18 protein-coding genes are annotated in these 23,839 nt (G+C 63.9%); 6 read left to right on the forward strand and 12 right to left on the reverse strand.

What is annotated here, in order from left to right:
- Positions 1 to 91: 91 nt before the first annotated feature.
- A complete protein-coding gene (locus BLP82_RS03195; protein ID WP_092165303.1) occupies positions 92 to 1,513 on the forward strand; it encodes a diaminobutyrate--2-oxoglutarate transaminase in 1,422 nt (473 codons plus the stop codon).
- Positions 1,514 to 1,604: 91 nt separating this feature from the next.
- Here the strand turns inward: BLP82_RS03195 and BLP82_RS03200 are convergent, their stop codons facing one another.
- From BLP82_RS03200 to tssB, 11 genes are all read right to left on the reverse strand, one after another.
- On the reverse strand, positions 1,605 to 2,558 hold the full coding sequence (locus tag BLP82_RS03200; RefSeq protein WP_092165305.1) for an MBL fold metallo-hydrolase: 954 nt from the start codon (positions 2,556 to 2,558) through the stop codon (positions 1,605 to 1,607).
- Positions 2,559 to 3,096: 538 nt separating this feature from the next.
- Positions 3,097 to 3,633, reverse strand: a complete 537-nt coding sequence (locus BLP82_RS03205; RefSeq protein WP_092165307.1) for a toxin-antitoxin system YwqK family antitoxin — start codon at positions 3,631 to 3,633, stop codon at positions 3,097 to 3,099.
- 13 nt (positions 3,634 to 3,646) lie between these two features.
- Complete coding sequence (tssI, locus tag BLP82_RS03210; RefSeq protein WP_092165309.1) at positions 3,647 to 5,656, reverse strand: type VI secretion system Vgr family protein; 2,010 nt, start codon at positions 5,654 to 5,656, stop codon at positions 3,647 to 3,649.
- Between the two features lie 43 nt (positions 5,657 to 5,699).
- Positions 5,700 to 6,368, reverse strand: coding sequence for an endonuclease/exonuclease/phosphatase family protein (locus tag BLP82_RS03215; RefSeq protein ID WP_092165311.1), 669 nt, complete (start codon positions 6,366 to 6,368; stop codon positions 5,700 to 5,702).
- Between the two features lie 14 nt (positions 6,369 to 6,382).
- Positions 6,383 to 8,926 carry a type VI secretion system ATPase TssH gene (tssH, locus tag BLP82_RS03220; protein WP_092165313.1) on the reverse strand — a complete coding sequence of 848 codons (2,544 nt, stop codon included), beginning with the start codon at positions 8,924 to 8,926 and terminating at the stop codon, positions 6,383 to 6,385.
- 1 nt (position 8,927) lies between these two features.
- Complete coding sequence (tssG, locus tag BLP82_RS03225; RefSeq protein ID WP_092165315.1) at positions 8,928 to 9,953, reverse strand: type VI secretion system baseplate subunit TssG; 1,026 nt, start codon at positions 9,951 to 9,953, stop codon at positions 8,928 to 8,930.
- Positions 9,917 to 11,707 (reverse strand): type VI secretion system baseplate subunit TssF, encoded by a 1,791-nt coding sequence (gene tssF / locus BLP82_RS03230; RefSeq protein WP_092165317.1) that lies wholly within the window; start codon positions 11,705 to 11,707, stop codon positions 9,917 to 9,919. The genes tssG and tssF overlap by 37 nt, the downstream gene beginning before the upstream one ends.
- On the reverse strand, positions 11,691 to 12,134 hold the full coding sequence (tssE, locus tag BLP82_RS03235) for a type VI secretion system baseplate subunit TssE (protein WP_092165319.1): 444 nt from the start codon (positions 12,132 to 12,134) through the stop codon (positions 11,691 to 11,693). The genes tssF and tssE overlap by 17 nt, the downstream gene beginning before the upstream one ends.
- Positions 12,135 to 12,147: 13 nt before the next feature.
- Entirely contained in the window at positions 12,148 to 12,645 is a 498-nt protein-coding gene (locus tag BLP82_RS03240; RefSeq protein WP_046063980.1) for an Hcp family type VI secretion system effector, read from the reverse strand.
- Positions 12,646 to 12,872: 227 nt separating this feature from the next.
- On the reverse strand, positions 12,873 to 14,354 hold the full coding sequence (gene tssC / locus BLP82_RS03245) for a type VI secretion system contractile sheath large subunit (protein ID WP_060741946.1): 1,482 nt from the start codon (positions 14,352 to 14,354) through the stop codon (positions 12,873 to 12,875).
- A 30-nt stretch (positions 14,355 to 14,384) separates the two neighbouring features.
- A complete protein-coding gene (gene tssB, locus BLP82_RS03250; RefSeq protein WP_092165321.1) occupies positions 14,385 to 14,945 on the reverse strand; it encodes a type VI secretion system contractile sheath small subunit in 561 nt (186 codons plus the stop codon).
- Positions 14,946 to 15,169: 224 nt separating this feature from the next.
- On the opposite strand from tssB, the gene BLP82_RS03260 reads away from it, so the two are divergent.
- From BLP82_RS03260 to tssA, 5 genes are read left to right on the forward strand one after another with little or no spacing between them, the layout of a single operon-like run.
- Positions 15,170 to 15,634: a type VI secretion protein gene (locus BLP82_RS03260; protein WP_092165325.1), complete on the forward strand. Its 465-nt coding sequence runs from the start codon at positions 15,170 to 15,172 to the stop codon at positions 15,632 to 15,634.
- A gap of 52 nt (positions 15,635 to 15,686) precedes the next feature.
- Positions 15,687 to 17,018, forward strand: a complete 1,332-nt coding sequence (tssK, locus tag BLP82_RS03265) for a type VI secretion system baseplate subunit TssK (protein ID WP_092165327.1) — start codon at positions 15,687 to 15,689, stop codon at positions 17,016 to 17,018.
- Positions 17,019 to 17,036: 18 nt separating this feature from the next.
- Positions 17,037 to 17,801 carry a DotU family type IV/VI secretion system protein gene (locus BLP82_RS03270; protein ID WP_092165329.1) on the forward strand — a complete coding sequence of 255 codons (765 nt, stop codon included), beginning with the start codon at positions 17,037 to 17,039 and terminating at the stop codon, positions 17,799 to 17,801.
- Positions 17,798 to 21,622, forward strand: a complete 3,825-nt coding sequence (locus BLP82_RS03275; protein WP_092165331.1) for a type VI secretion system protein — start codon at positions 17,798 to 17,800, stop codon at positions 21,620 to 21,622. Before BLP82_RS03270 ends, BLP82_RS03275 begins: the two co-directional genes overlap by 4 nt.
- A complete protein-coding gene (tssA, locus tag BLP82_RS03280; protein WP_092165333.1) occupies positions 21,619 to 22,698 on the forward strand; it encodes a type VI secretion system protein TssA in 1,080 nt (359 codons plus the stop codon). Before BLP82_RS03275 ends, tssA begins: the two co-directional genes overlap by 4 nt.
- Here tssA and BLP82_RS03285 read toward each other — a convergent pair.
- Complete coding sequence (locus BLP82_RS03285) at positions 22,695 to 23,648, reverse strand: 2-hydroxyacid dehydrogenase (protein WP_092165335.1); 954 nt, start codon at positions 23,646 to 23,648, stop codon at positions 22,695 to 22,697. The genes tssA and BLP82_RS03285 overlap by 4 nt on opposite strands.
- Positions 23,649 to 23,839: the final 191 nt, after the last annotated feature.

A 23,839-nucleotide genomic window follows, 5' to 3' on the forward strand; every position in this document is an offset into this window, starting at 1 on the left:
GAGGCAATCTCCCCGCGCCTGCTCCAACGTTTCGGATGTTTGTTTCCAGGCTGTTCGTTCCCTTCCAAACCCAGCCTCCATGGAGGAAATCATGAGTGCTTTTTCGAATGTCACAGCAGGTGGCGCGCAACAGCTACGCCTGTTGCACACCGGTCTGTCGAGCCCTTACTGCCTCGATTCGACGCCGCTGCTGGAGCGTCAGCAACAGCAGGAATCCAACGCCCGCAGTTACCCGCGACGCATTCCCCTGGTGCTTGAAAGGGCCCATGGCATTTATGTGCAGGACAGCCGGGGACAGGTGTTCGTCGATTGCCTGGCCGGTGCCGGAACCCTGGCGCTGGGACACAATCATCCGGTGATCATCGAAGCCATCACCCAGGTCATGGCGGCCGGTGTGCCGATGCATACCCTGGACCTCATGACACCTGTGAAGGACGCATTCGTCCAGGAAATTTTCGCTTGCCTGCCCAGCGAGTTCGCTCGTCACGCACGCATCCAGTTCTGCGGCCCGAGTGGGGCCGATGCGGTCGAGGCCGCGCTCAAGCTGACCCGTACCGCCACCGGGCGCCACTCGGTCCTGGCGTTCGAAGGGGCCTACCACGGAATGACCCTGGGCACGCTGGCCATCAGTGGCAATCTGTCGCCGAAAAATGCCCTCGGTGCCTTGATGCCCGGGGTACAGCGCCTGCCGTTCCCCCACGATTATCGTTGCCCGTTCGGGGTGGCCGGTGATCAGGCGGTCACCTTGAACGTGCGCTACCTCGAACACTTGCTCAACGACCCGGAAAGTGGGGTGACCGCACCCGCGGCGATGATCCTGGAGCCAATCCAGGGCGAGGGAGGGGTGATTGCCGCGCCGGACCGTTGGCTGCAGGAATTGCGCCGGTTGACCCAGGCCCACGGTATTCCGCTGATCGTCGACGAGATCCAGTGTGGCATTGCCCGCAGCGGGCGGATGTTCGGCTTCGAGCAGTCGGGCATCACCCCGGATGTCATCACCCTGTCCAAAGCCATTGGCGGCGGGTTGCCGCTGTCGGTGATGGTTTACCACGAGTCGCTGGACGTCTGGCAGCCGGGTGCCCACGCCGGCACGTTCCGCGGCAATCAGTTGGCGATGGCGGCGGGCACCGCGACCTTGCGCTTCATCCGCGATCAAGGCTTGGTCCAGCACGCCGAAACGGTAGGGGCTCACCTGCACAAACAATTGCAGGCACTGCAAAACGAGTTCGACTGGATCGGTGATGTGCGTGGGCGTGGCCTGATGCTCGGCATGGAAATCGTCGACCCGCAGGGCACTCCCGATGTACAGGGGCATCCGCCGGTGGACACGGCCCGGGCCAAGGCTTTCCAACAGGCGTGCCTGAAGCACGGATTGATCGTTGAACTGGGCGGCCGCCACGGCGCGACCGTCCGCTTCCTGCCGCCGTTGATCATCACCGAGCAGGAAATCGATTTTGTCGGGAAAATCCTGTTCCAGGCCGCGAGCACGATCAACGAGCGTCCCGCACGCTGATCATAGGGTCAGGGTCAGGGTCAGGGTCAGGGTCAGGGTCAGGGTCAGGGTCGGCGTCCGGCTTGGACGCTGGCCCCGGTCCAACGCGCACTCAGTAGTCCCAATAGGCTGCTACCCAACGAAAGGCATCACCGTCGACCGCCACCCGGCCAACGGAGGGGAACGGCAGGTGAGTGGCGACCAGCAGCTCACCGGACGCCGCCGCTTCTTGCATCAGGCGGACCCGAACGCGGACCGATTCTTCAGGGTCATGCTCAAAGCCGTTGTGCCAGTCGGGGTGGTCGAAAGCGACCGGGAACAACGCGTCGCCGGCGAATGTCAAGCGCTCCTCGCCGCAGGTCACGTGGACCACGCTGTGCCCTGGCGTATGGCCGCCGGTGCGCTTGACCAGCACGCCCGGGGCGACCTCGTAGGCTTGCTCGAAGGTGCGCAGCTTGTCGTGGTACTCGCGCATGAATTGCTCGGCGGTGGCGTGCAGTACGTCCGGTACCGGTGAGGGCATGGAGGTGAGGGAGAAATCCGGTGCCGCCCAGAACGCTACCTCGCTAGCGGCCACGTGGATCCGCAGGTCTGGACGCAACCGGCTCTTCACCTCATCAACCAGCAGCCCACCAATGTGGTCCATGTGCATGTGGGTAATCACCACGTCGGTCACCGACGCCAGATCGATACCGGCGGCGGCAAGGCGCTTGGGAAACTGCCCGGCCCGCGGGAAACCGGGAAACTGGCCGCCGAGCCCGGCATCGACCAGTATGGTCTGCTCTCCGCTCCGTATCACCAGCACGTTCAGCGCCCAATCGAAGGCGTCCGGGCCCAGGAACATGTCCTTGAACCAGGCCGCGCGAGCGGCTGGGTCGGCATTGGTGGACATCGTTGCGGTCGGCAGGGGCAACACCCCATCGCTGACCACCAGTACGTCGATCTCGCCAATTTTCAGCGCATAACGCGAAGGGACCAACTCCTCGTACGAGGCAGCGTGCAAGCTCATGTTTGAATCCGGATGCATTCCATCCTTTGCTGCAGGGGCGTTCAAATGTGTGGTCATGGTCGTTCTCCGAAGGCTTGGCTCAAGGGCTTTGGCGAAAGCCGCCTTTCTCGGTATGAGAAAGTGGCTGTCGCTGGAGAATGAGTCTGCATCGCGCCGGACCGCGTTCGATACCATACGTGGGTATGTAGTACAGGCGCTTTAGCGTGATGGACCCCAGCAAAAGGTATGGGCATTCAGTGAGCCGGGGAGACGACGGTACATGCGCCATTGATGCGACTGACCCACCGCCATCGCGAGCAAGCCCGCTCCCACAGGGGATCTGGGTGTTCATGGGCTTTGTATGTAGCGCAGGGCCATTGTGCGAGCTTGCTCGCGATGGCGACGGCACAGTCAACATCGATTCAAGCTGACCCACCGCTTTCGCGAGCAAGCCCGCTCCCACAGGGGATCTGGGTGGTCATGAGTTTTGTATGCAGCGCAGGGCCATTGTGGGAGCGAGCTTGCTCGCGATGGCGACGGCACAGTCACATTGATTCAAGCTGACCCACCGTTTTCGCGAGCAAGCCCGCTCCCACAGGAAAGTCAGGGGGCATGTTTAAGCAGGGTCATTCCAGCGCTTGAACCACCAGTGCAGCCGGGAGATCGGTTTGCCCTCGGCGTCCAGTGGGCGGCCGTCCTGGGCGTAGGCTTGGGCCGGCTCCAGCAGTTGGCCGTTGAGGTAGCGGGCTTCGACCGCTGGGTTGCCGTTGGGGTGCAGGCGGCGGTAGCGGCCGTCGCGCACGCCGTCGCGATAGACCTCGGCTTCGGCCAGTTGCCCGTTGGGGAAGTAGTTGTTGGCCTCACCGTGCAGCAACCCGCGGTGGTACGTGGCCTGACGTTGTAAGCCGCCTTCGGCCGCGTAAAAGCTCGCCACGCCCTGCAATTTTCCCTTTACGAACGGCAGGACCGCCGAGACCTTGCCATTGGGGTGATACAGGGTGCTGGTGCCCTGCAGTTCACCTTGGCTGTAGTTGAGTTTCGCTTGCGGGCGTTGGGCTTCCTCGATGTGCAGCGGACCGTCGAGCCGGCCATCGACCAGTTGCCCGTCCAGCCGGCTGTCGCCGCGTTCCAGGTCCAGTCTTTTCGTGGTCATCGCCGTGCTCCCGTCAGTTGACCTTCACCAGGCCACCCTTGATGGTCAGCATGCCGCCGCCGTCCACCGTCTGTTCGGCGGCCGCCTTGTTCACCAGGCTGATGCCGGCGTCGTTGGTCAGGGTGGTGCCAGCCTTGTTTTCCAATGACGTCCCGGCCTGGTTGCTCAGGGCCGTGCCGGCTTTCTGGCTGATGGACGTGCTGGCCTGAGCCGCCAGGTCCGCGCCGCTCTTGATGGCGAAGCTGCCGCCGCTTTGCAGGGTCAGGGTGCCGCTGACCTTGATGGTCAGGTTGCCGTCCACCGTCAGGCTGTAATTGCCGGTGACCTTGTGCTCATAGTTGCCGCCGGTGCTGTGGGTCTGGTCCGAGCCCACGGTGACGGTGCGGGTGTCCTTCACATCGAGGCTGTCGCTGCCGGTCTGGATGGTCACGCTGCGCTTGCCTTTCTCCAGGGTGACGGTTTCGTCGCCGTCCTTCACCGTGCGGGTGCGGGCGTTCTGCACCGTGAGGGTTTCGTCGTGGCCGACGGTGGCGGTGGTGTCATTGAGCACGTTGATGTTGAAGTCCTTTTGCGCCTGGAGAAATACTTCTTCGGCGTCCTTCTTGTCTTCGAAGCGCAACTCGTTGAACCCGCCACCGCCCTTGGATGAGTTGGTCTTGATTCCGGATTGGGTCTGGTTCGCCGGCAGCGGGTAGGGCAGGGCGTTGTCGCCGTTATAGACGCAACCGGTGACCAAGGGACGATCCGGGTCGCCGTCGATGAAGGTCACGATGACTTCCTGGCCGATGCGCGGCACGAACTGCATGCCAAAGCCTTTGCCGCTCCAAGGCAGGACCACGCGCACCCAGCAGGAGGAAGTCTCGTCGTTCTTGCCGGTACGGTCCCAGGGGAACTGCAACTTGATCCGGCCGTATTCATCGGTCCAGATCTCTTCGCCGGCCTTGCCCACCACCACGGCCGACTGGGTGTGCATACGCGGTTTTGCGGTGACGCGGGCTGGTCGATAGGCCGTGGCCTTGGGGATCGCTTCGAAGCGATTGCGGTAGCTTTCATGGCTGGCTTCGTGGCTGACCGAGGTCACGACCCAGTCGATATTCAGCGCCGTGTCTTCATGGCCGGCGAGGGTGAACCAATACCCCGGCACCAGCCAGCGGCAGTCGCTTTCGCCGACAAAACGTTTCTCCTGGCTGCGCAGGCCGTCCGCCCGCTGTTTGGTCAGTGCATCGCCCTGGGCCTTGGCGGTATAGCCGCCCGGATGTTCATACATCGAACTCGGCCCGGCCACGGCTTCTGCCTGGCTGAAGAGCGATGTGGTCGGCGTGGTGAATTCATAATCGGTGGCCTGGTAAACCCCGGCCACCGCCTGCAGGCATACCTGCCCTGAGCGGATACCGTGCAGTTCTCGCTCACCCATTTTCTGTCCGAGATAATTCACCGTCGGCCCATTGGGGATGGGCACGAAGGCGTCATTGCTGTCGGCCAGTACTAAGGTGTGCTTACCGTCTTCATGGCTGAAGAACCAGAAAATCCCGTCTTCCTCCAGCAGCCGCGAGACGAAGGCCAGGTCGGTTTCGCCGTATTGCACGCAGTACTCGCGGGGTGTGTAGCTGCCGCTGAGCTTGAGCTGGAAGTCGGTGAAACCGTGGGCCTTGAAAATCGTGGTGACGATGTCCGAGGTGGCGAGGTTCTGGAACACTCGGTTGTTGCTGGCCAGGCTCAACCACCAGAGCCAGGGCCGGAGCAAAAGCTGATAACGCTCGGCGGTGGCATCGGCCGGCAGTTGGCGAATCTCGGCCACCAGCCCATCCAGCGGGCGCAGCAAGGCGTCCTTGTGCAGCGTGGTGGTCACGTGGCTGGCGACGGCCGTGGTGAGGTCCAGCGAGGCGCCGTCGTTGATGCCGTTGAGAGTGTGCGAGCCCAAGGCATTGAGGCGTTCTTCGCCGGACAGCGATTCGGGGTACAGCGCCGACAGCGAACTGGCGGTGAGGGAGAGGGTGGTGTTGCTGTCGGTGGAGCGGGGCATCAAGCGTCCTCGGCAGGGCGTGGAAAACGACGACCGTTGTCGTTCAACTTGTCACATCGAAAAGGATGGGGCGGTGATCGGGACCGGACATATCGAACACCTGGGCGAGGCCGGTGATGTCAACCGGCACGACCCTTACGTCCACCGATGCCAGTACCCAGTCGAGAATGCCGCCCTTGCTCTGGGTCTGCTGGCCGTTCCAACACTCATAGGCAAGCCCCGCCGTATCGAGTTGCCCTACTTTTTGATAATCCAGGTTCAGGTCACCTGTTGCGACCCATTTACCGCCCAGGGACGTACAGGACTTGAGCTGGCTCTTGGTCACGCCATTCTGGCCGGACTTGAAGTGTGCGAGGAACACGTAGCCCGTATAACCCTTCACGCCGTTGGCTTCCACCGCAATCAAATCCCTGTTCAGGGTAAACAGGCTGCCCTGGCTGATCACTTGCAATCGCTCAAAGCTTTTGACCATGACGATGTAGGCGTTCGAGTAGCCGCCAGTAAAGGCATAAACACTGTAGTTCTTGTAGATGGCAGCCAGGTTCGAGCGGTAGTTTTCGATTTGGGCCGAATGTATCTCACACAAAAATACGATGTCCGCATCCCAGTAGCTACTGGAGCAACAGTTGTAGAGAAAGATGTCCACCTGGGTTTGCTTTTCCAGGGTGGAAGACTTGCCGTTTTTTTCAACGTTGAAGCTACCGATTCTCATGATCCCTGTGCTCCTTACTCCAGCACCCACTCCGCCAATTTCCCTGTCACCTGTGTCATCAACACGTTCTCGACATCCCGTGCCCCCGCCGCGCTGCATTTGGCCAACACGGCCTTGACGATCCCGGCATCGAATTCGAACTGTTTGCCTGTCGCGGCCTTGTAGCGCCCGCGCAATTTTTCCAGCTTCGCCAGCACGATCCCTTCCAGCGTTGCTTCATCCAGCGGCCGGTACGCCACCACCGTCATGCGTGCCAGGAACGCCGGACGGAACGCTTGCAGCAGCACCTTGTGCAAGGCCTCGTTGAAGGCGTCGGTGCCCAGTTGCGCCGCCGGCGTGTCCAGCAGCAGTTCGGCGCCGACGTTGCTGGTGGCGAGCATCACGGTGTTCTTGAAGTCCACCACCAGGCCGGTGCCGTCTTCCATCAGGCCTTTGTCGAAGACGTTGTAAAAGGCTTCGAGCACGTCCGGGTGGGCCTTTTCGATTTCATCCAGCAACACCACGGAATAGGGTTTGCGCCGCACCGCTTCAGTAAGCACGCCGCCGCTGCCGTAGCCGACGTAGCCGGGCGGGGCGCCTTTGAGTTGGCTGACGGTGTGGGCTTCCTGGTACTCCGAGAGGTTGATGCTGATCAGGTTGCGTTCACCGCCGTACAAGGCATCGGCCAAGGCGTAGGCGGTTTCGGTCTTGCCCACGCCGGTGGGGCCCACCAGCAGGAACACGCCGACTGGTTTCTGTGGGTCGGTGAGGCCGGCGCGGTAGGCTTGCAGGCGTTGGGCGATGGTGTTCAATGCCGTGCCCTGGCCCATGACCCGCTGGCCCATGCGCTGGCCGAGGGTGCGCACGGCGTGGGCCTCGTCGGCGAGCATCTTGCCCACCGGAATGCCGGTCCAGCCAGCGATCACCGCGGCGACGGTCTTGCTGTCCACCTGTTCGGGCACCAGCGGATCGTCCTGGCGAATGGCATCGAGGCCGGCTTCCAGGCGCAGCAGTTCGGCGGCCAGGTGGTCGATGCGGTTATCGATCTCGGTGTCGGCTTTTTCACTGTCGGCCCGTTCGCTCAGGGCCAGCAGTTCGCGCCGGGTGTCGAGTAGTTCGCGTACGGCTTCGCGCTCTTCGCCCCAGCGGGTTTCCAGCTCACGGATGGCCTGCACATTGCTGGTCGATTCGCCCTCCAGCAGGGTGATGCGCTCGCGGTGATCCAGGCCGGTGGCCTGTTCGCGGCGCAGGCGTTCGACTTCATCCTTGAGGCTGTTCTGCCGGTGGCGCAGGCTTTCCAGTGGCGGCGGCACGTCGTGTTGGCCGAGGGCGACCCGGGCGCAGGCGGTGTCGAGCACGCTGATGGCTTTGTCCGGCAACTGCCGCCCGGAGATGTAGCGGTGGGACAGTTTCACCGCTTCGTGGATGGCGGCGTCCAACACTTGCACGCCGTGGTGCTGTTCCAGTTTGCTCGCCACGCCGCGGAGCATTTCCACGGCGGTGAGTTCGTCCGGTTCTTCGACCTGCACCAACTGGAAGCGGCGGGCCAGGGCCGGGTCTTTCTCGAAATATTTTTTGTATTCCAGCCAGGTGGTGGCGGCCAGGGTGCGCAGTTCGCCCCGGGCCAGGGCCGGCTTGAGCAGATTGGCCGCATCGTTGCCGCCTTCCGCACCGCCGGCGCCGATCAGCGTGTGGGCTTCGTCAATGAACAGGATGATCGGTTTTTCGGCGCTGCGGACCGCATCGATCACGCCCTTGAGGCGTTGTTCGAATTCGCCCTTGACCCCGGCGCCGGCCTGTAACAGGCCCAGGTCGAGGACGCGCAGGGTGACTTCCTGCAGCGATGGCGGCACATCCCCGGCAGCGATCCGCAGGGCCAGGCCTTCCACCACGGCGGTCTTGCCGACACCCGGCGCGCCCACCAGGATCGGGTTGTTCTGTCGGCGCCTGAGCAGGATGTCGATGCACTGGCGGATTTCGCCGTCGCGGCCGACGATGGGGTCGATGCGACCGTTCCGGGCGTCGGCGGTCAGGTCCTGGGTGTACTGGTCCAGCACCGGGTCCTGTTTCTGTGGCGCCTCGCCGGGCTTGGCCGGGCGCACGCCAGCGACATGCTCACGGGAGCTTTCGGTCCATTCCAATAGCTGGGCGCGCAGGGCGTCGCGGGGAATGCGCAGCAACGACGAGGCGCTGTTGAGCAGCAGGCTGCGGCGTTCATCACGGTCCAGCAGTGCCAGCAGCAACAGCCCGGAGCGGATGCTGTCCAGGCCCAGCACGCTGGCCTGGACCACGGCATCTTCCAGCAGGCCGATGGTGTGCGCCGACAGGGCGGGCGTGCGGGTGCTGCCGGATTTGAACAGGTCCAGGGCCTTGTTGGTTTCCGCGGCCACCGCGTCACGTTCCAGGCCGAAACGCGGCAGCAGGCAGGCGAAGTCACCGCCCTCGATGTCGAGCAACTCCAACAGCAGGTGTTCGATTTCCACGTAGTGATGGCTGCGCTGCATGCAGCGTTGCGCGGCCCGTTCCAGGGCGCGGCGGTTGTCCGGGTTGAGGCGTCCGATCAGGCTGGCCAGTTCCATTTCAGGCAATCTCCGGCTGGCGAAGGCGGGTTTCGATCCGTTGCACGGCCAGGCTTGGCTGGCGTTGCAGACCACCGTTCCAGTTCAGCCGTGGCGCTGCCTGGCGACCCAGTTGCAGCGGGCCGGCACCGCGGACCAGCAGCACCAGGGTGCAGTCCAGGTCAGGGCCGAAGTACAGGGCGTAAAGGCTGGCGAGCAGCGGATGGGTCTCGCCGGTGGGCAGCAATCCGCTGGCCTGGGCCGTGCTCAGCGGGCCGAGAGTCAGGCGCACGCCGGCGTGTTCGTCCCAGACCCGGGTGCCGGCCACCGCGCTGCGGCCCAGGCGCAGGTTGCGCCCGCCCGGTTGCAGGCGGCTGCGACTGGCGGGCGGGATTTCACGCCAGCCACCTTCGTAGGCACTCAGTTCCACGGGCAAGCCGAACTGCTCGCGAACAATCGCCGCGAACCCGTCCAGGGAACGCCGGCCATCGGCGTACAGCGCGGTGCAGGCCAGGACCGCCGAGTCGGGGGCGGCCTGGCGCTCCTGCAAGGCCTTGGGCAGCAGGCCGGTCAACGCTCGCAGTTGTGCGTGTACGGCGGACGCGCCTGGGGCGGTGAAACCGAGGGCGATGCGATGTTTGCGCATCACCTTGTACAGCAGGCTGAGCAGGCGATGCTGGAACAGGTCGAGGAATTCCGCCGGGGCGTGATCCTTCGCCCGCGCTCGCTGTTGCAGCCATTCCTGATAGGCGTAGGGCAGCGGGCCGTCCGGGCCTCCGAGGCCGAAGATCGGGGTGGTCAAGGTGGGCGGCAGACCGGGCTCGTGGTCCAGGCTCTCGACTTCACTGGCGGCGAACAGCGGCGTCAAGGGCCCGCGCAGGCGCAAGGCTTCGGCGTGCGGCGCGGTGCCGCTGCCCAGTGGGGCGGCCTGGGGGTGTTCGCGTTCGAGCAACAGCAAGGCCTGGAGCCATTCGAAGCGTTGCGGGTCGCGTCGCAGTCGCTCGCTCAGGTTCAGAGCACCAGGGGTTTGCCGGCTTGGGGTTGCCATGTCTTCACCTCCTTGTCGGACTGGACCAGCACAGTGCGCACGAAGCGATTGGCGGTGGCGTAAAGGGAAAAGAACTGCGCCAGCACGCCGGAAAAGAGCACGGCGCTGCTGCCGACAAAGTGTTGCGGATCCAGGTGCAGGCGCACCTCCAGGCCGTTGCGCCAGCCGCGCCAAGCGTCTTCGCCGACGTGGGCGATGACGCGCTCGCAACCCAGTCCGGCGACCCCTTCGATCTGGCGGTGGGCGCTGGCTTCGTCCCGCAGGTTGTGCAATTCGAGAATTTCACGCAGTGCGTCCAATGCCTGGGGGCCTTCGACCAGTGACAGATGGTTGAGGGTCAATTGCGACACCAGCCGCCAGCGCGATTCACCGTCCAGGCGCGGCAGGCTTTGCGGGCTGGGTGGGTTGCGCAGGCGTGCCCAGGCCACCGGTCCCGGGCGCTCGAAACCCAGCGGCGTACCGGCCGGCAGGCTTTGGGCCAGGTGGCGGTTGGTGCACAGCAGTTCGGCGGTGAGGCTGTAGTCGCGGGTGTCGGCCAGCGGGTCGAGCCGGGTGTCCACCAGGCTGACCATCAAGTCGGTGCCCAGCCGGTTCGGGCTCATGCCGCTGACCCGGCGCGCATGCCAGTAGCAGGTTTGGTCACTGCCATGCTGGCTGCCGTAGTAGGCCGGCACTTTGCGCACGCCTTGGCCGGAGATGGCGCGCATGCCCCGGATGCTGTGGATCTCGACGCTGTTTTCCCGGTGACTGTCGGCCACCAGCCGGTACTCGCTGCGGGTGCCATCCGGGCGCAGCGGCTCGGACGTGCGGGGGAACAGGTTGATTACCGGCGTGCACCCCAGGGCGATGTCGCTGGCCTGGAGCGGCAGGCGACTGCCGGGTGCACGGTCGAACACGATGTACAGGTACAAGGCCTGGCTGTCGCTGGTGGCGCCGGCCAGGGGCAGGTCGAAGAAACCGAATTTATCCGGGAAGGCAAAGTACTCGGCCAGCAGGCGCATGCCAGGGTGCACGCCGTCCTCGTCCGGCAACAAGACCTGGTCGCTGGCGAAGCCGACGATCTGCGGCAAGCCGGCCAACGGCTCGGGCACGCTGCCCGGCGCGCCGGCCAGGACCTTGATGGCGTGGGCGCCCAGCAAATCGTACAGCCCGGCGTTGATCATCGGTGACGCCGCCAGGTGCACCCGCAGCGAGTCGATCCCCAGCGTCGACCACTGGCTTTCCCCCAGGCATCGCAACTCCAGGCGCAAGGCCGAGCGGGCCTGGACCACCCCGGTCAGTGCCTGGGTTTCATCGCTGCCCAACAGCAGCGCTTCGCTGACGTGGACTGGCCACAGCTGCACGGCGGCCGTGGTGCGAAAATGAATGCTCTGGCCTGTGTCGGTGGTGACGAACAGCGGTGTGTCGCGGGGCAGCGGGTAGCCCTCGTTCAAGTTGCCTTTGCTCGGGTCGGGCTCGAACTGCACGATGGCGCACGATGGCAAGGGCCGCATGGCCAACGGATAAAGTTGTTCGAGCAGGGCATCGCTGAATTCGGCGTAATCGTCGTCCAGCCGCCGTTGCAAACGCGCGGCCAGCAGGGCGAACCCTTCCAGCAGGCGCTCGACGTGGGGGTCGGGGCATTCGCCGGGGGACAGCTCCAGGCGCCGGGCGACCTTGGGATAACGCTCGGCGAACAGGCTCCCGGCGTGACGCAACCAGGTCAGCTCGCGTTGGTAATAGTCCAGCAGTTGCGGGTCAATCGAGTCGCTCATGGCGTACCTCCAGGCCGTCGCCGGCGGGCTCGATGACAAAGGCCACGGGCCATGCGTGCAGGTCGCCGCGCAGCTCGCCCGACAGCCGAATGCACAGTTGCTGCGGATGGCCTGGCACCGGGCAGACCTGGACCTCGCCCAGACGCAGGCGAGGTTCGAAGTGGGTGATGGCCTGGCGGATTTCCCGGGTCAGTTGGCGCCGGTCATCGCTGCGCTGCTGTTGCAGCGCGGTCCAGTCGGCGATGCCATAGTCGAGGATGCTCGGTGGTTCGGTCAGCGCCCGCGGACCGCGTCGGGTATTGAACAGGCGCGACAGTTCGGCATGCACCGAGTCTTGCAACGCCTGTCGGTCGAACGCCCGCCCGGTGTCGTCCGCCGGGCTGGCCAGGCGTTCGAACAGGGGTGGGCGCAGCCCGAAGCCAGCCATGGGCGCGGCGGCCTTACTTGGTCATTTTGTTGGCGGCCAGGTCCCAGGTCGTGCCCGCCGTGCCTTCCTTGGTGCCGTCGTCTTTCTGTGCGGTGAGTTCCCATTTGATCTTGGTGAAGTTCAGCGACAGGGTTTCCACCGGTTTGCCGCCGGTGCCGCCGCTGACACTGACGTTGGACAGCACGACGTTGGTCAGGGTGTAGATGATGAAGGGCATGAGTTTTCCGCTGCCCTCGGCGGCGTTGCGGCCGATGGTGATGACGGCTTGCGGGATTGGCTTGCCGGCGCAGCAATATTCATTGAGGGTGGGGGTGGAACTGTCGACGAATTTGGTCAGGGTGAATTCGCCGATGTGGGGCCGGCCGGAGGTGCGCTCCGAGTTGCTGACGTCGTTGGTGACCTGCATGGCCACGTTATGGCTGTAGGACATGACCTCGATCTTGTCCGTGAACCCCTCCAGCAGGCTGTCGCCCTTGATGTCGCCGCCGAGGTCGAGAATGATTGCATCCATTGTGTGGAACTCCTGAAGAAGACAAGTAGGTGGTACCCAATACCCCTATAAACGAATGTCGAACCCCTGTGGCGAGGGGATTTATCCCCGCTGGGCTGCGCAGCAGCCCCTTGAGCAGTCAGCTTAATCTGCCGGATACACCGAGTGGCCGGTATTTAGGGCCGCTTCGCGCCCCAGCGGGGATAAATCCCCTCGCCACAACAGTGTCCTCGCCACAAGTTCAACCGTCAGGCAGCTACCGGCGGTGGCAGGGTCGCCACCAGGCGGATCGAGGCGGTCAACTCCTCCAGCTGGAAGTGCGGCCGCAGGAATACCGTGGCCTTGTAGGCGCCGGGCTTGCCGGCCACCTCCGTCACGTCCACCCGGGCTTCGCGCAATGGGTACTGCGCCTTGATCTCTTGCGGCGCGTTGTCGTTGATCAGCACGTAGTCGGCAATCCAGTTGTTGAGGTAGGTCTGCACGTTGTCGCGGGTCATGAAACTGCCGACCTTGTCGCGCATGATCACCTTCAGGTAATGGGCAAAACGCGAAGCCGCGAGTACATACGGCAACATCGCCGAGATCCGCGCGTTGGCGTTGGCCTCGTTGGTGTTGTAGACCTTGGCCTTGTTGGTGGTCTGGCCGCCGAAGAACACTGCCACGTCGCTGTTTTTCTTGTGGCACAGGGAGATGAAGCCCAGGTCGTTGAGTTCTTTTTCACGGCGGTCGGTGATCGCCACTTCGGTCGGGCATTTGAGCGACAGATCCCCGGAGCTGGTGCGGAAGGTATGGGCCGGCAGGCCTTCGACCGCACCACCGCCTTCGGCCCCGCGAATCGCCGCGCACCAGCCATATTTGGCGAAGGCTTCGGTGATGCGTTGCGCCAGCGTCCAGGCGGCATTGCCCCACAGGTATTTGCTGTGGTCGGTGCCGTTGACGTCTTCGACGTAGTTGATGCCTTCCACCGGCAGCGTGTCCGGACCGTAGGGCAGGCGCAGCAGGAAGTGCGGCAACACCAGGGACACGTAGCGCGAGTCTTCGCTTTCCCGGAAGGCGCGCCACTTGATCAGCTCCTGGCTCTCGAAAATCTTCGACAGGTCCCGGGGGATCGCCAGTTCGGTGAAGCTGGTCATGTCGAACAACCGCGGACTGGCGGCGGCAATGAACGGGGCATGCGCGGCGGCTGCGACGTTCGAGAGTTTTTCCAGCAGGCCGATGTCCTGCGGATGCCGGCCAAAGGTGTAGTCACCCACCAGCAGGCTGAACGGATGCCCGCCGAAGGTGCCGTATTCTTCTTCGTAGATTTTCTTGAACAGCGCGCTCTGGTCGAATTCGACGGCTTTTTCCAGGTCGTTCTGCAGTTCTTTCTGAGTGACGTTGAGCAGGCGCAATTTCAGCCGGGTGCTGGTTTCGGTGTTCTGCACCAGCAGGTGCAGGCCGCGCCAGGAGGCTTCGAGTTTCTGCAGGTCGGGGTGGTGCAGCACTTCGTTGAGCTGGGCGCTGATCAACTCATCGATCTGGCTGATGCGATCGTTGATCATCGCCACCGTGTCCTTGTCGATGGCCATGCCTTCGTCGAGGACCTGGGTGGCGAATTCGGCCAGCATGTCGCGGGCGTAGTCTTGCTGGCTATCGTCGTGGGCCATGCGGCCTTCGGCGATGATCTTGTCCAGCAGGGACAGGGTCTGGGTCGTGCTCTCGCTGGTTTGAGCGCTGGATGAAGCAGGCATGGCGTTATCTCCCTTGAATGATGCGCGCGATCAGGCCTGTGGTTCGGCCGGGGCAGGGTCATCGTTGGCAGCGACGGTCGGCAACTCCTGCGTTGCGTCCTGGGGACGGGCCGACTTGATCTCCTGCAGGCCCTCGGTGTTGGCGATCACGTCACGCAGCAATTTGTCCAGGTCATCGTTGCCGTCGAGCTTGGTCAACAGATCCCGCAGGCGTTGGCGCGCTTCGAACAACCGACGCAACGGCGTGACCTGCCCCACGACCTTGACCGGGTCGAAGTCGTCGATGTGCCGGAAGTTGAGCTCGATGTTGAGCTTGCTGTCGTCGCCGCTGAGGGTGTTGTTCACCTGCAGCGTGGCGCGGGGGGAGATGGAGGCGAGCACCTCGTTGAAGTTGTCCCGATCGATTTCCGTGAAGCGCCGCTCATTGAGCTTGGGCAGCGGGTCCAACGGCTTGCCCGAGAGGTCGGCCAGAATGCCGACCACCAGTGGCAATTCTTTTTTCTCGATGGCATTGCCGATTTCCACGTCATAGGTGATCTGGACGCGGGGAGGACGGACTCTGTCGAGCTTGTGCTGGGTACTTTCTGCCATGGCGGCCGACTCCGATGCATGTGTGGGAGCAATGCATCGGGAGGCCCGCTCATCGCATTCCCTTGCTGATCCGCAGGTTGCAAACGGGCGGCAGAAAACCTGTCATTCCCTTGACGAACCTGGTCCATTCAACCGTGTGGGTCGAACTACCCAAGACGCTAGAACAGGTCTATAAAAAAGCAAGCAAAAACAATTTTTGACCGCTGAGAAAAGGAAGATTCATTTTGCGTGGGTTTTTTTATGGATTTTTTTTGAGCCTGGCGCTCACCGGTTGCTCGTTCTTTGCGCCCAGTGTCGACCTGGACAGCCTGACCCTGGACGTCGCGCCCCGGGCCAATGACGACACGCCGATCGCGGTGGATTTCATCGCGGTGAACGACCCGGACCTGCTCAAGCAGCTGTCGGGCATCACCGCCAGCCAATGGTTCGCCGAGCGCGAACAGTTCCAGCGCGACTATCGTCAACTCATGTCGGTGTGGGGGCTGGAGCTGGTCCCGGGGCAATTCATCGATCGCCAACCCTTCCCATTGGAGGGCCGGCGCGCCGCTGGACTTTTGGTCTTCGCCAGCTATAACACTCCCGGAGCCCACCGGCTTCGGCTGGACGATCAGCGCAAGGCCTGGCTGAAGTTCGACAGTCGCGAGATGACCCTCGTCAACGATGGCCAGCGTGATGACCGTCAGCCTTGAGTAAACCGCGGGCCGCCATGGGCGGCGACATTGGGATGTCGAAGGGAGTCGTATGAGTCTGTTACCTGACGCGGTGTGCTGGCATGAGGGTATGCAATTGTTGCCCCAGCATTTTCAATTGCAGGGGCTGCGTGCCGAGGCCTTGGCTGCGCATTTCGCCGGGGCCTGCAACCCTTGGTTCTGGGGCGTCAGCCAGTTGGAGGTCGACCCGTCGGCCCTCAGCGCCGGCCAGGTACGGCTGCTGCAATTGCAAGGGACCTTGCCGGATGGCTTGCCGGTCAACCTGCAGGCTGGCGTCGGGCCGACGCTGGAGCTGGACATCACCGAGGCGATCGACAAGACCGCCGACGCCACCGTAACGGTGTACCTGGCCGTCAGCCCACTGTGGCGTGCCGGGCAACTGCTGCCGCTCAAGGGCCGTTTGCAATCGGTGGTCGGCGAGGCGTTGCCGGACCTCACCAGCGGTGAGTTTCCCGAGTCGATCACCGTCTGGCGACCCAATCCGAGGCTGTGTACGCAACTGAGCAAGGCCGATTCGATCTGCCTGCCGCTGCTGCGCATCCGCAAGGAGGGCGGTGGCTTCTGGCGCGTACCCTACACACCACCAACGCCGGTCCTGTTGCCGGAGTCGGTCCTCGGCCGGCGGGTCGCCGGGGTGTGTGCCCGGGCCCGGGAAAAGTGCATGTTCCTCGCCGGTCGCTTGCGTCAGGCCCAGGCGGCCGGCAACCAGGACGATGCCATGGAAATCCGTCGGCAATTGACCGCCTTGTGGGCGCGCTTGCCGGAAGTCGAAGGGGCGCTGAACACCCGGGTGACGTCGCCCCAGGCACTCTACGGTTTGCTGCTGGGGCTGGCCGGGAGCTGGTCGGCCCTCGATCCGCTGGCGGGCGTCCCGGCCTTCGCACCGTTGGATTTTCTTGAGTTGCAGCGTGGCTACGAGCCGTTGCTGGATTGGCTGGAAACCACCCTGGAGCTGGTCCGTGCCGGCTATCGCAGCCTGGCCTTCGAGCGCAACGAGCAGGTCTTCTCCATCCAGTTGCCGGACGACCAGCCGGATCAACGCCTGGTGATCGGCCTGCGCATGCCCAACGGTGCCAGCGAGCAGGCGGCGGCTGAGTGGTTGCGCGGGGCGATCATCGCGTCGGCGCGGCACGTCCCGCTGCTGAGCCGGCAACGCATGAGCGGTTTGCCCCACCAGGCCATGAGCCGCAACGAACAGGTGGCCTACAGCGTCGGCGACGACACCCGTTTGTTTGTGGTGGCCGCCAGCGGGCAATGGTTCGACGGGCAATTGCCGCTGCACATCGTGGCGCCGGCATCAGCCCAGGCCAGCAGCCCGTGGCAAGTGGTGTTGTTCGTGGCGCAAGTCAATGAAAGTGCCTGATCGCAAAAGGGGAGTCGTATGCCTGACGGAAGTGGCGGGGCGGTTCGGAGTCTGCATGAGGCGCCGCTGAGCAGCGCTTTTCGCCAGGCCTGGCTGAAGTGGTCTCAGGAATGGCAAGACTTGCCCAAGGACAGCGCCCCCGCGGTATTGGTCAACCGGGTGGTGGAGTTTTCCGGGCGCAGTGCCCAACGTCTGTGGCGGGTGGCCTTCGCCACCGTCGGCGATGCGGCCACCGAGCAGGTCAAGGCGCTGGTCTATGCCTTCGTCGCGCTGGTGGACGAAACCCTGTTGTTCAGCCCTTGGCCCGGCCAATTGGCCTGGCAGCAGCACCCCCTCGAATCACGCATGTATGCCAGTCGCCAGGCCGGCGAGCGTTTGCCGGCGGCGATCAAGAAATTGCTGGACGAGCAGATGCCCGGTACCCGGGACTTGGCGAATGTCTATCTGCAGTGCCTGATCCTGGGGTTCCAGGGGCGATTGCGGGGCGAGTCTGGCCAGGTCCAGCAGGCCAAGTGGCGCGCGGCGCTGTTCACCTTCGCCTGGCAACACGATCCTGATTACGTCGACGTCAGCCAGCGCCTGGCGTTGGCTGCGGCAGCGCCGCCAGTGCGCATGCCGGTGCAGCAGTCGTTGCCGGACGGCTTGCGCCTGGGGCTGGCGATCCTGGCAATGGTGTTGTTGCTGACCGGCTTGGGGCAGGTGTTCTGGCGTGACATCCGTTTGGAGCTCGAGCCGGTGTTGCAACTGAACGAGTCGGCGGTGGTTCAGGAGCAGGATTCATGAGCACCCTGAGCATCGTTGCCCTGGTGTTGATCGCCATCGTCGTGGTGCTGTTGATCGCAGCCCTGATCTGGTGGCTGCGGACCCAGGGCGGGGCGGCGATCCGCAGTTTCTATGGGGCGGTGCGCCACATGGAACAGGAGCAGGGCACCCGGGACCGCTATCAGATGCCCTGGCTGATGATGCTCGGCAACGAAACCGACGGTGCCCGACTGTGCGCCCAGTGGCGCTTGCAACCGACCGATAAGGCGGCCTGGTTCGGTCGCTGGTTTTCCGATGCCGAAGGCGCGGTGCTGGTGGTGCCCCAGGCGTTGTTCCTGCCCGATGAAGGCATGAACCGGCAACGGGGCAACTGGTGGCGCCTGCTCGGGCTGATGTTGCGCTTGCGCAGCAAACGGCCATTGGATGCGGTGATCTGGACCGTGCCGTTCAGCACCCTCGATGACATCGAGCACACCACCGAGCTGAGCCTCAAGGTCCGGCGCTGCTTCATCGACCTTTTGCAACGCTTCGGTCTCAGCCTGCCGGTGTATGTGGTGATGACCGGGATGGAAGAACTGCCCGGGTTCCAGGAACTGGTCAGCGCGCTGCCCGTCGAGGCGCGGGAGTCGATGCTGGGCTGGTCGTCGCCGTATTTGCCGGATGCGGCGTGGCAGTCGCAGTGGAGTGATCAGGCCCTGGACCAGGTCAACGCTGCGCTGTCGCAGTCGATCATCGAGATCGGTGCGCTGTCGGGACAATTGGGCACCGATCTCTATGGCTTGCCGGAGCGTTTCGAAGGCTTGCGGCGGGCATTGCAGATCCTGCTGGAGCCGGTGTTCCAGGGCAACGCCCAAGGCGAAGCGCCGCGTTTTCGCGGGCTGTATTTCACCGCCAGCCAGGCGCCGGCCGTCAGCGGCGACGGGTTGACCGCCGCCGACAGCGCCCAGGGGCAAACCGTGTTCGCCCGGCAATTGTGGTCGCGGCGGCTGGTGGCCGAGCGTGGCCTGGCCCAGCCTGTGCCACGGCTGTTGCGCTTGCGCCAGCGTGGGCATCGGTTGGCCGCGGCGGTGGCGTTGGTGGTGGGCCTGGTCTGGCTGGGGGGCATGGTCTGGGTCTGGCACGATTCGGTGGAGCAGGCCGAGGGGCTGTCGCGGTTGATCCTCAGCGCCCATAAGAACCACCTCGTCGTCGACCCCGACGAACCGCAACTGGAGCCGACCCGGCACAACGTGCAGAACTACTGGAATGTGTTGGAAAAAGCCCCGCGCTGGCGCTTCGTCTCGGTGGTCTTTCCCACCTCGTGGTTCTCTTCGGTGGACACGCAACTGGAGAATGGGTTGCGTCTGACCGCCCGGCATCATTGGATCTTGCCGTTGCGGGATCTGTTGAACGCAGACCTGGAGCAACTCAAGTCCATCCGCAACACCGAGCGCCGGGGCAACGTCGAGAGTGAAGACCCGGCGCAATGGCAGAGCTACGTGAAGGCCAAGGCACTGGTGGACTTGGCGGTACGCCTGGAACAGCACAACCAGATGTTCAGCCAGGTGGTAAACGACCCCAAGGCGCCGCTGGACGAACTGGTGCAACTGAGCAACACCGCGTTGTCCCTGGGACTCAACACCGGCACCTTGAGCCGCGCACACTTCTACAACCGGGTGCTGTTCGATGCCCAGAACAGCGATTTGAAAGGGTTGGACCTGAACGCCGCGCGCCCGATGATCTCCGATAACTTCACCGGCCTGATGCAGCGCTGGCTGGACCATTACTTCCTGGCGGACAACTTCGTGCGCCAGGCCGGTTACCTCAAGCTGCACTTGCAACGGCTGGAGGCCGGCAGCGGCAATTCCTTGAATGAACTCGAAGACCTGATGGCGCTGATCGACGATTTGCAGACGCTGGTCAGCTTGACCAATTCGGCCTGGGGCCGAGGCAAGGGCCAGGACTTGGTACCCGGCTACAGCCAGATGCTGGACAAGGTCAGTCACAGCGCGTTGCTGGGGCCGGATATCGAGCAGGACCTGGAGAGCCAGGCGGCGAAGTTGCAGCAGAGTTTTCGTGACCAGTGGATCGTCCAGACCGGCTCCCGGGACAACCTGCTGGTGCAACAGGGCAGCGGCCTGCTGGTCTTGCAGGACCATGTCACCGCGCTGAACGGTGCGGTGCAGGCACTGTTCAAGCGCGATTTCGTGGCGTTAGCCATGCAGAAGGATCCGTCGGACAGCAACCCCGATGCGATGGGCCAGGGCGATGGCAGTGATGATTTCAGCGTCGCCCTGAACTACTTCGCCAGCTACAAGAGCTATGCCGGCGAAGAACTGCCGCGCATTCCGCCGGATTACCGTGACGCGCTGATGCAGGCCGCCGAAGGCGCCGCCGCACGGGCCATGTGGTTGAGCCTGGATGAAAGCGACGCGTCGTTGCCCGGTATGGGGTTCAACGTGCAAACGGCCCAGGCCGTGGCGTTGCAAAAAGCCTTCATGGATGTGCACCGCGGCGACCTGGCGATCCGTTTCCAACGTCTGCTCAATCGCCGGGCATTGGCGCAGATCAAGAGTGGCCTGGATGAAATCGATGCCCAGCCGCTGTTCAGCCAGCGGGCCGATGTCCAGCGCTGGGACGGTTCGAAGAACTTCGGCTTGCAGCTGTACGGTGCCAGCGATCCACAAGACTTGAAGCTGAGCCTGAGCCAGCAGTTCGGCGTGATGCTGCAGGTCGCCGAGCAGCGAATGCCCGCCCTCGAATGGCTGATCGTCCAGCAGGACAATCTGTCGGCGCTGGAGCACGACCAGGTGGCGCGCTTCATGGCCCTCAACGATGAATTGCTCAAGTACAAGAACCAGAATCCGGCCAGCTCGGCGGCCCAATTGGAGCAATTGGTGAGCCGGGACTTCATCACCATGGACACCACGTCCTGTGCGCAGATCTTGCAGACCTCCAGCCTGCCCAGTGGGCGCGGTGACCTGGCACAGCGTACGGTCGCGTTGCAGCAGGGCGCTCTGCAACGGTGCCTGTACCTGCAACAGAACCAGGCGGCGACCGCCTGGAATGACTTGGCCAACTATTTCAATCAATACCTGGCCGGGCGCTTTCCGTTTGCCCAGGATGTGCGAGCCAGCGATGCCGACCCGGCGCGGGTCCAGCACCTGCTGGAACTGATCGACACACGCCTGCCCCTGGCCCAGGCCGGGCTGGTGTTGAGCCAGACGCCGGAGCGCTTGGCGGCCGAGGATTTTCTCAACCGTTTGAAACAGGCCGGCACTTGGCTCGGGCCGCTGTTCGTGCGCGACAAGAGTGGCATTCTGGGGGTGGAGATGGACGTGCGCTGGCGGACCGATCGTGATGAAGAGCGCGGCGCTGACCAGGTGATCGCCTGGAGCCTGGACGCCGGCAACCAACAGATCAACTACCCCGGCGGCGGCCAGCAGAACCTGCGGTGGATGGTCGGCCAGCCCGTGCGCCTGACCTTGCGCTGGGCCCGCAACGGCTACCAGCGTCCGGCCAATGACCCATTGCAACCGAACCTGGTGGTGCGCGACCTGGAGGCCGGCTGGGAGTACCAGGGGCCGTGGTCATTGCTGCGCCTGATGCGCGCGCTGGGATCGGCCCAGCGCCAGCCGAATGTCGACTACACCGATTTTCCCCTGGCCCTGCAACTGCCGGTCACTGCCCAGACCCAGGCCCGCACGGCGGAACAGACCCTGATGTTCGTGCGCCTGTCGTTGATGAGCCAGGGTTCCAAGCTGCCGTTGTCGATCCCGCCGCTGCCGACGCGGGCACCCCGATCACCTTTCATGGCGACCTCATCGAGCCCCGCCATTGCCACCCGTGAGGAGGGCCTGTGAGCGTGCCGATATCACCTTTGCCTGAGTTGGTCACTCAGTTGCTCGAGCCGATCAGCGCCGAGTCGCCCTGTGGTCCCGACCTGCGCTACGAGCCGGAATACGACCAACTGCGCGAATTGCGCCGGGAGGACGACACCAGCTTGCCCACCGGTGTGTGGCAGTCTTCGATCAAGCGCGCCCTGTGGCCGGACCTGGAACGCCTCGCGACCACGCTGCTGCTGGAGCGCAGCAAGGACTTGATGATCAGTGCCTGGCTGGGGGAGGCCTGGTTGCATCGGGCCGGGCTGGAGGGGTTGCCGGGCAGCCTGGCGCTGGTGGCGGGGTTGTGTGAACGCTATCCGGAGCAGTTGCATCCCCAGGCCGATGAAGGCGACCAGTCGTGGCGGGTGATCCCGTTGGAGTGGCTGGCCCGGCGCTACAGCGAAGTGTTGCTGACGCGAGTGCCATTGCTCGATGGCCGGGACCCGGCGTTTGCCACTTTCTGCCTGGACGATTGGCAACGCTTGCAACGTCAGCAAGTGTTGGTCAACGACAGCAAGAACGCCAAGGCGTCGGCGGAAGCGGCGCGCAACGAGCAAAAAAAACTCAGCGAACTGATTCGCGGCACCCCCTTGTCATTCTGGTTGCACCGCCAGGGCAGCCTGATGTTGAGCCTGCAGCACCTGCAACGGCTCGAAGCCTGGAGCGACGCTTACCTGGGCAACCTGGCGCCGGGCTACAAATCCCTGCAGGACGTGATTCAGGCGTTGCTGACACTGGTAGAGGAGTTCATCGCGATGCACCCACAGCAACCCACCATCGTGCCGGTGCAAACGTCCCCGGCGCCGACGTCGCCGCCTCAGCCGCAGGCGGTCGCCGCCCAGGTCTTCCAGGAGCCGGCCAATCGTGAGGAGGCCTACCGACAGCTACTGGTGATCGCCGGTTACCTGGCCCGTACCGAGCCCCACAGCCCGGTGCCCTATCTGATCCGGCGCGGCGTGGAGTGGGGCAACAAGCCGCTGAGCGAGCTGCTGGGTGAGCTGATCAGTGCCGATGCCGAATCCCGGCGGTTATGGACCTTGCTGGGCGTGCTTTAAAGCTGCGTGTCGGGTAGCGGCACCGGCGTCAACACCGGTTTGCCGGCAAAGAACGCGTTCAGGTTCTGGCCCACCAACTCCACCGTACCACGCGTCGCTTCCGGCGACAGGCCGGCGACATGGGGCGTCAGTACGACGTTGGGCAGGTTTTTCAGCGCGTCCGGCACTTCGGGTTCGTGATCGAACACGTCCAGGGCCGCGCCAGCGATCCGCCGTTGTTCCAGGGCGTTGATCAGGTCGGCGGTGGCGACGACACTGGCGCGGGCGATGTTCACCAGGAAACCATGGGGGCCCAGGGCGTCAAGGGCCTGTTTGTTGATCAACTGCCGAGTATCCAGGCCGCCGGGCGTGGCGACGATCAGGAAGTCCGAGACCCGGGCCAGTTCCGTGGGCGTGGCGCAGAAGGTGTAGGGCACGTCGTTGCGCAGCCGGCGATTGTGGTAGCTGACGCTCATGTCGAAGCCGAGGGCGGCGCGCTTGGCAATGGCCATGCCCACCGCGCCCAGGCCCAGCACGCCCAGGCGCTTGCCGGCCAGGGAAGGGCGCATGACCTTGGCCCACTCGCCACGGCGCACACTCGCATCGGCCCGGGGGATGTCGCGCACCAGCGCCAGCAGCAGCGCCATGGCGTGGTCGGCTACCGACGAGGCGTTGACCCCGGCGCCGTTGGTTACCACGATGCCCCGATTGCGGGCGGCTTGCAGGTCCACCTGCTCGTAACCGGCGCCGATCACGCAGATGATTTGCAGGTTGGGCAGGGCGCCGATTTCTTCCTCCGTCAAACCCAAGGGGCCACGGGTCAGTACCGCACTGAAGCGTTCACCGTGTTCGAAAATCGCTGTCTTGCGTTCGGCCGGCGTGGGCGCCAATTCCAGGTGGTAACCCTGCCGCTCGAGAATCGGCAGGTATTCATTGACGGTTTCAACCAGTACCAGAACGGTTGCGGTCATGCTGGGCTCCTGTGGGCGCTGGATCGATTGTGGCTATTCAACCTGATTGTAGGAGCCGGGGGCAGGGGGGCTTGGCTTTTTATGTGCATTTCGGGTTCAGCATCGCCATTGTGGGAGCGGGCTTGCTCGCGAAGTCGGTACATCAGTAACGCATCGGCTAAATGACACACCGCTTTCGCGAGCAAGCCCGC

It is taken from the genome of Pseudomonas sp. NFACC37-1 (genome assembly GCF_900101575.1).
In the GTDB taxonomy this organism is placed as follows: domain Bacteria; phylum Pseudomonadota; class Gammaproteobacteria; order Pseudomonadales; family Pseudomonadaceae; genus Aquipseudomonas; species Aquipseudomonas fluorescens_AA.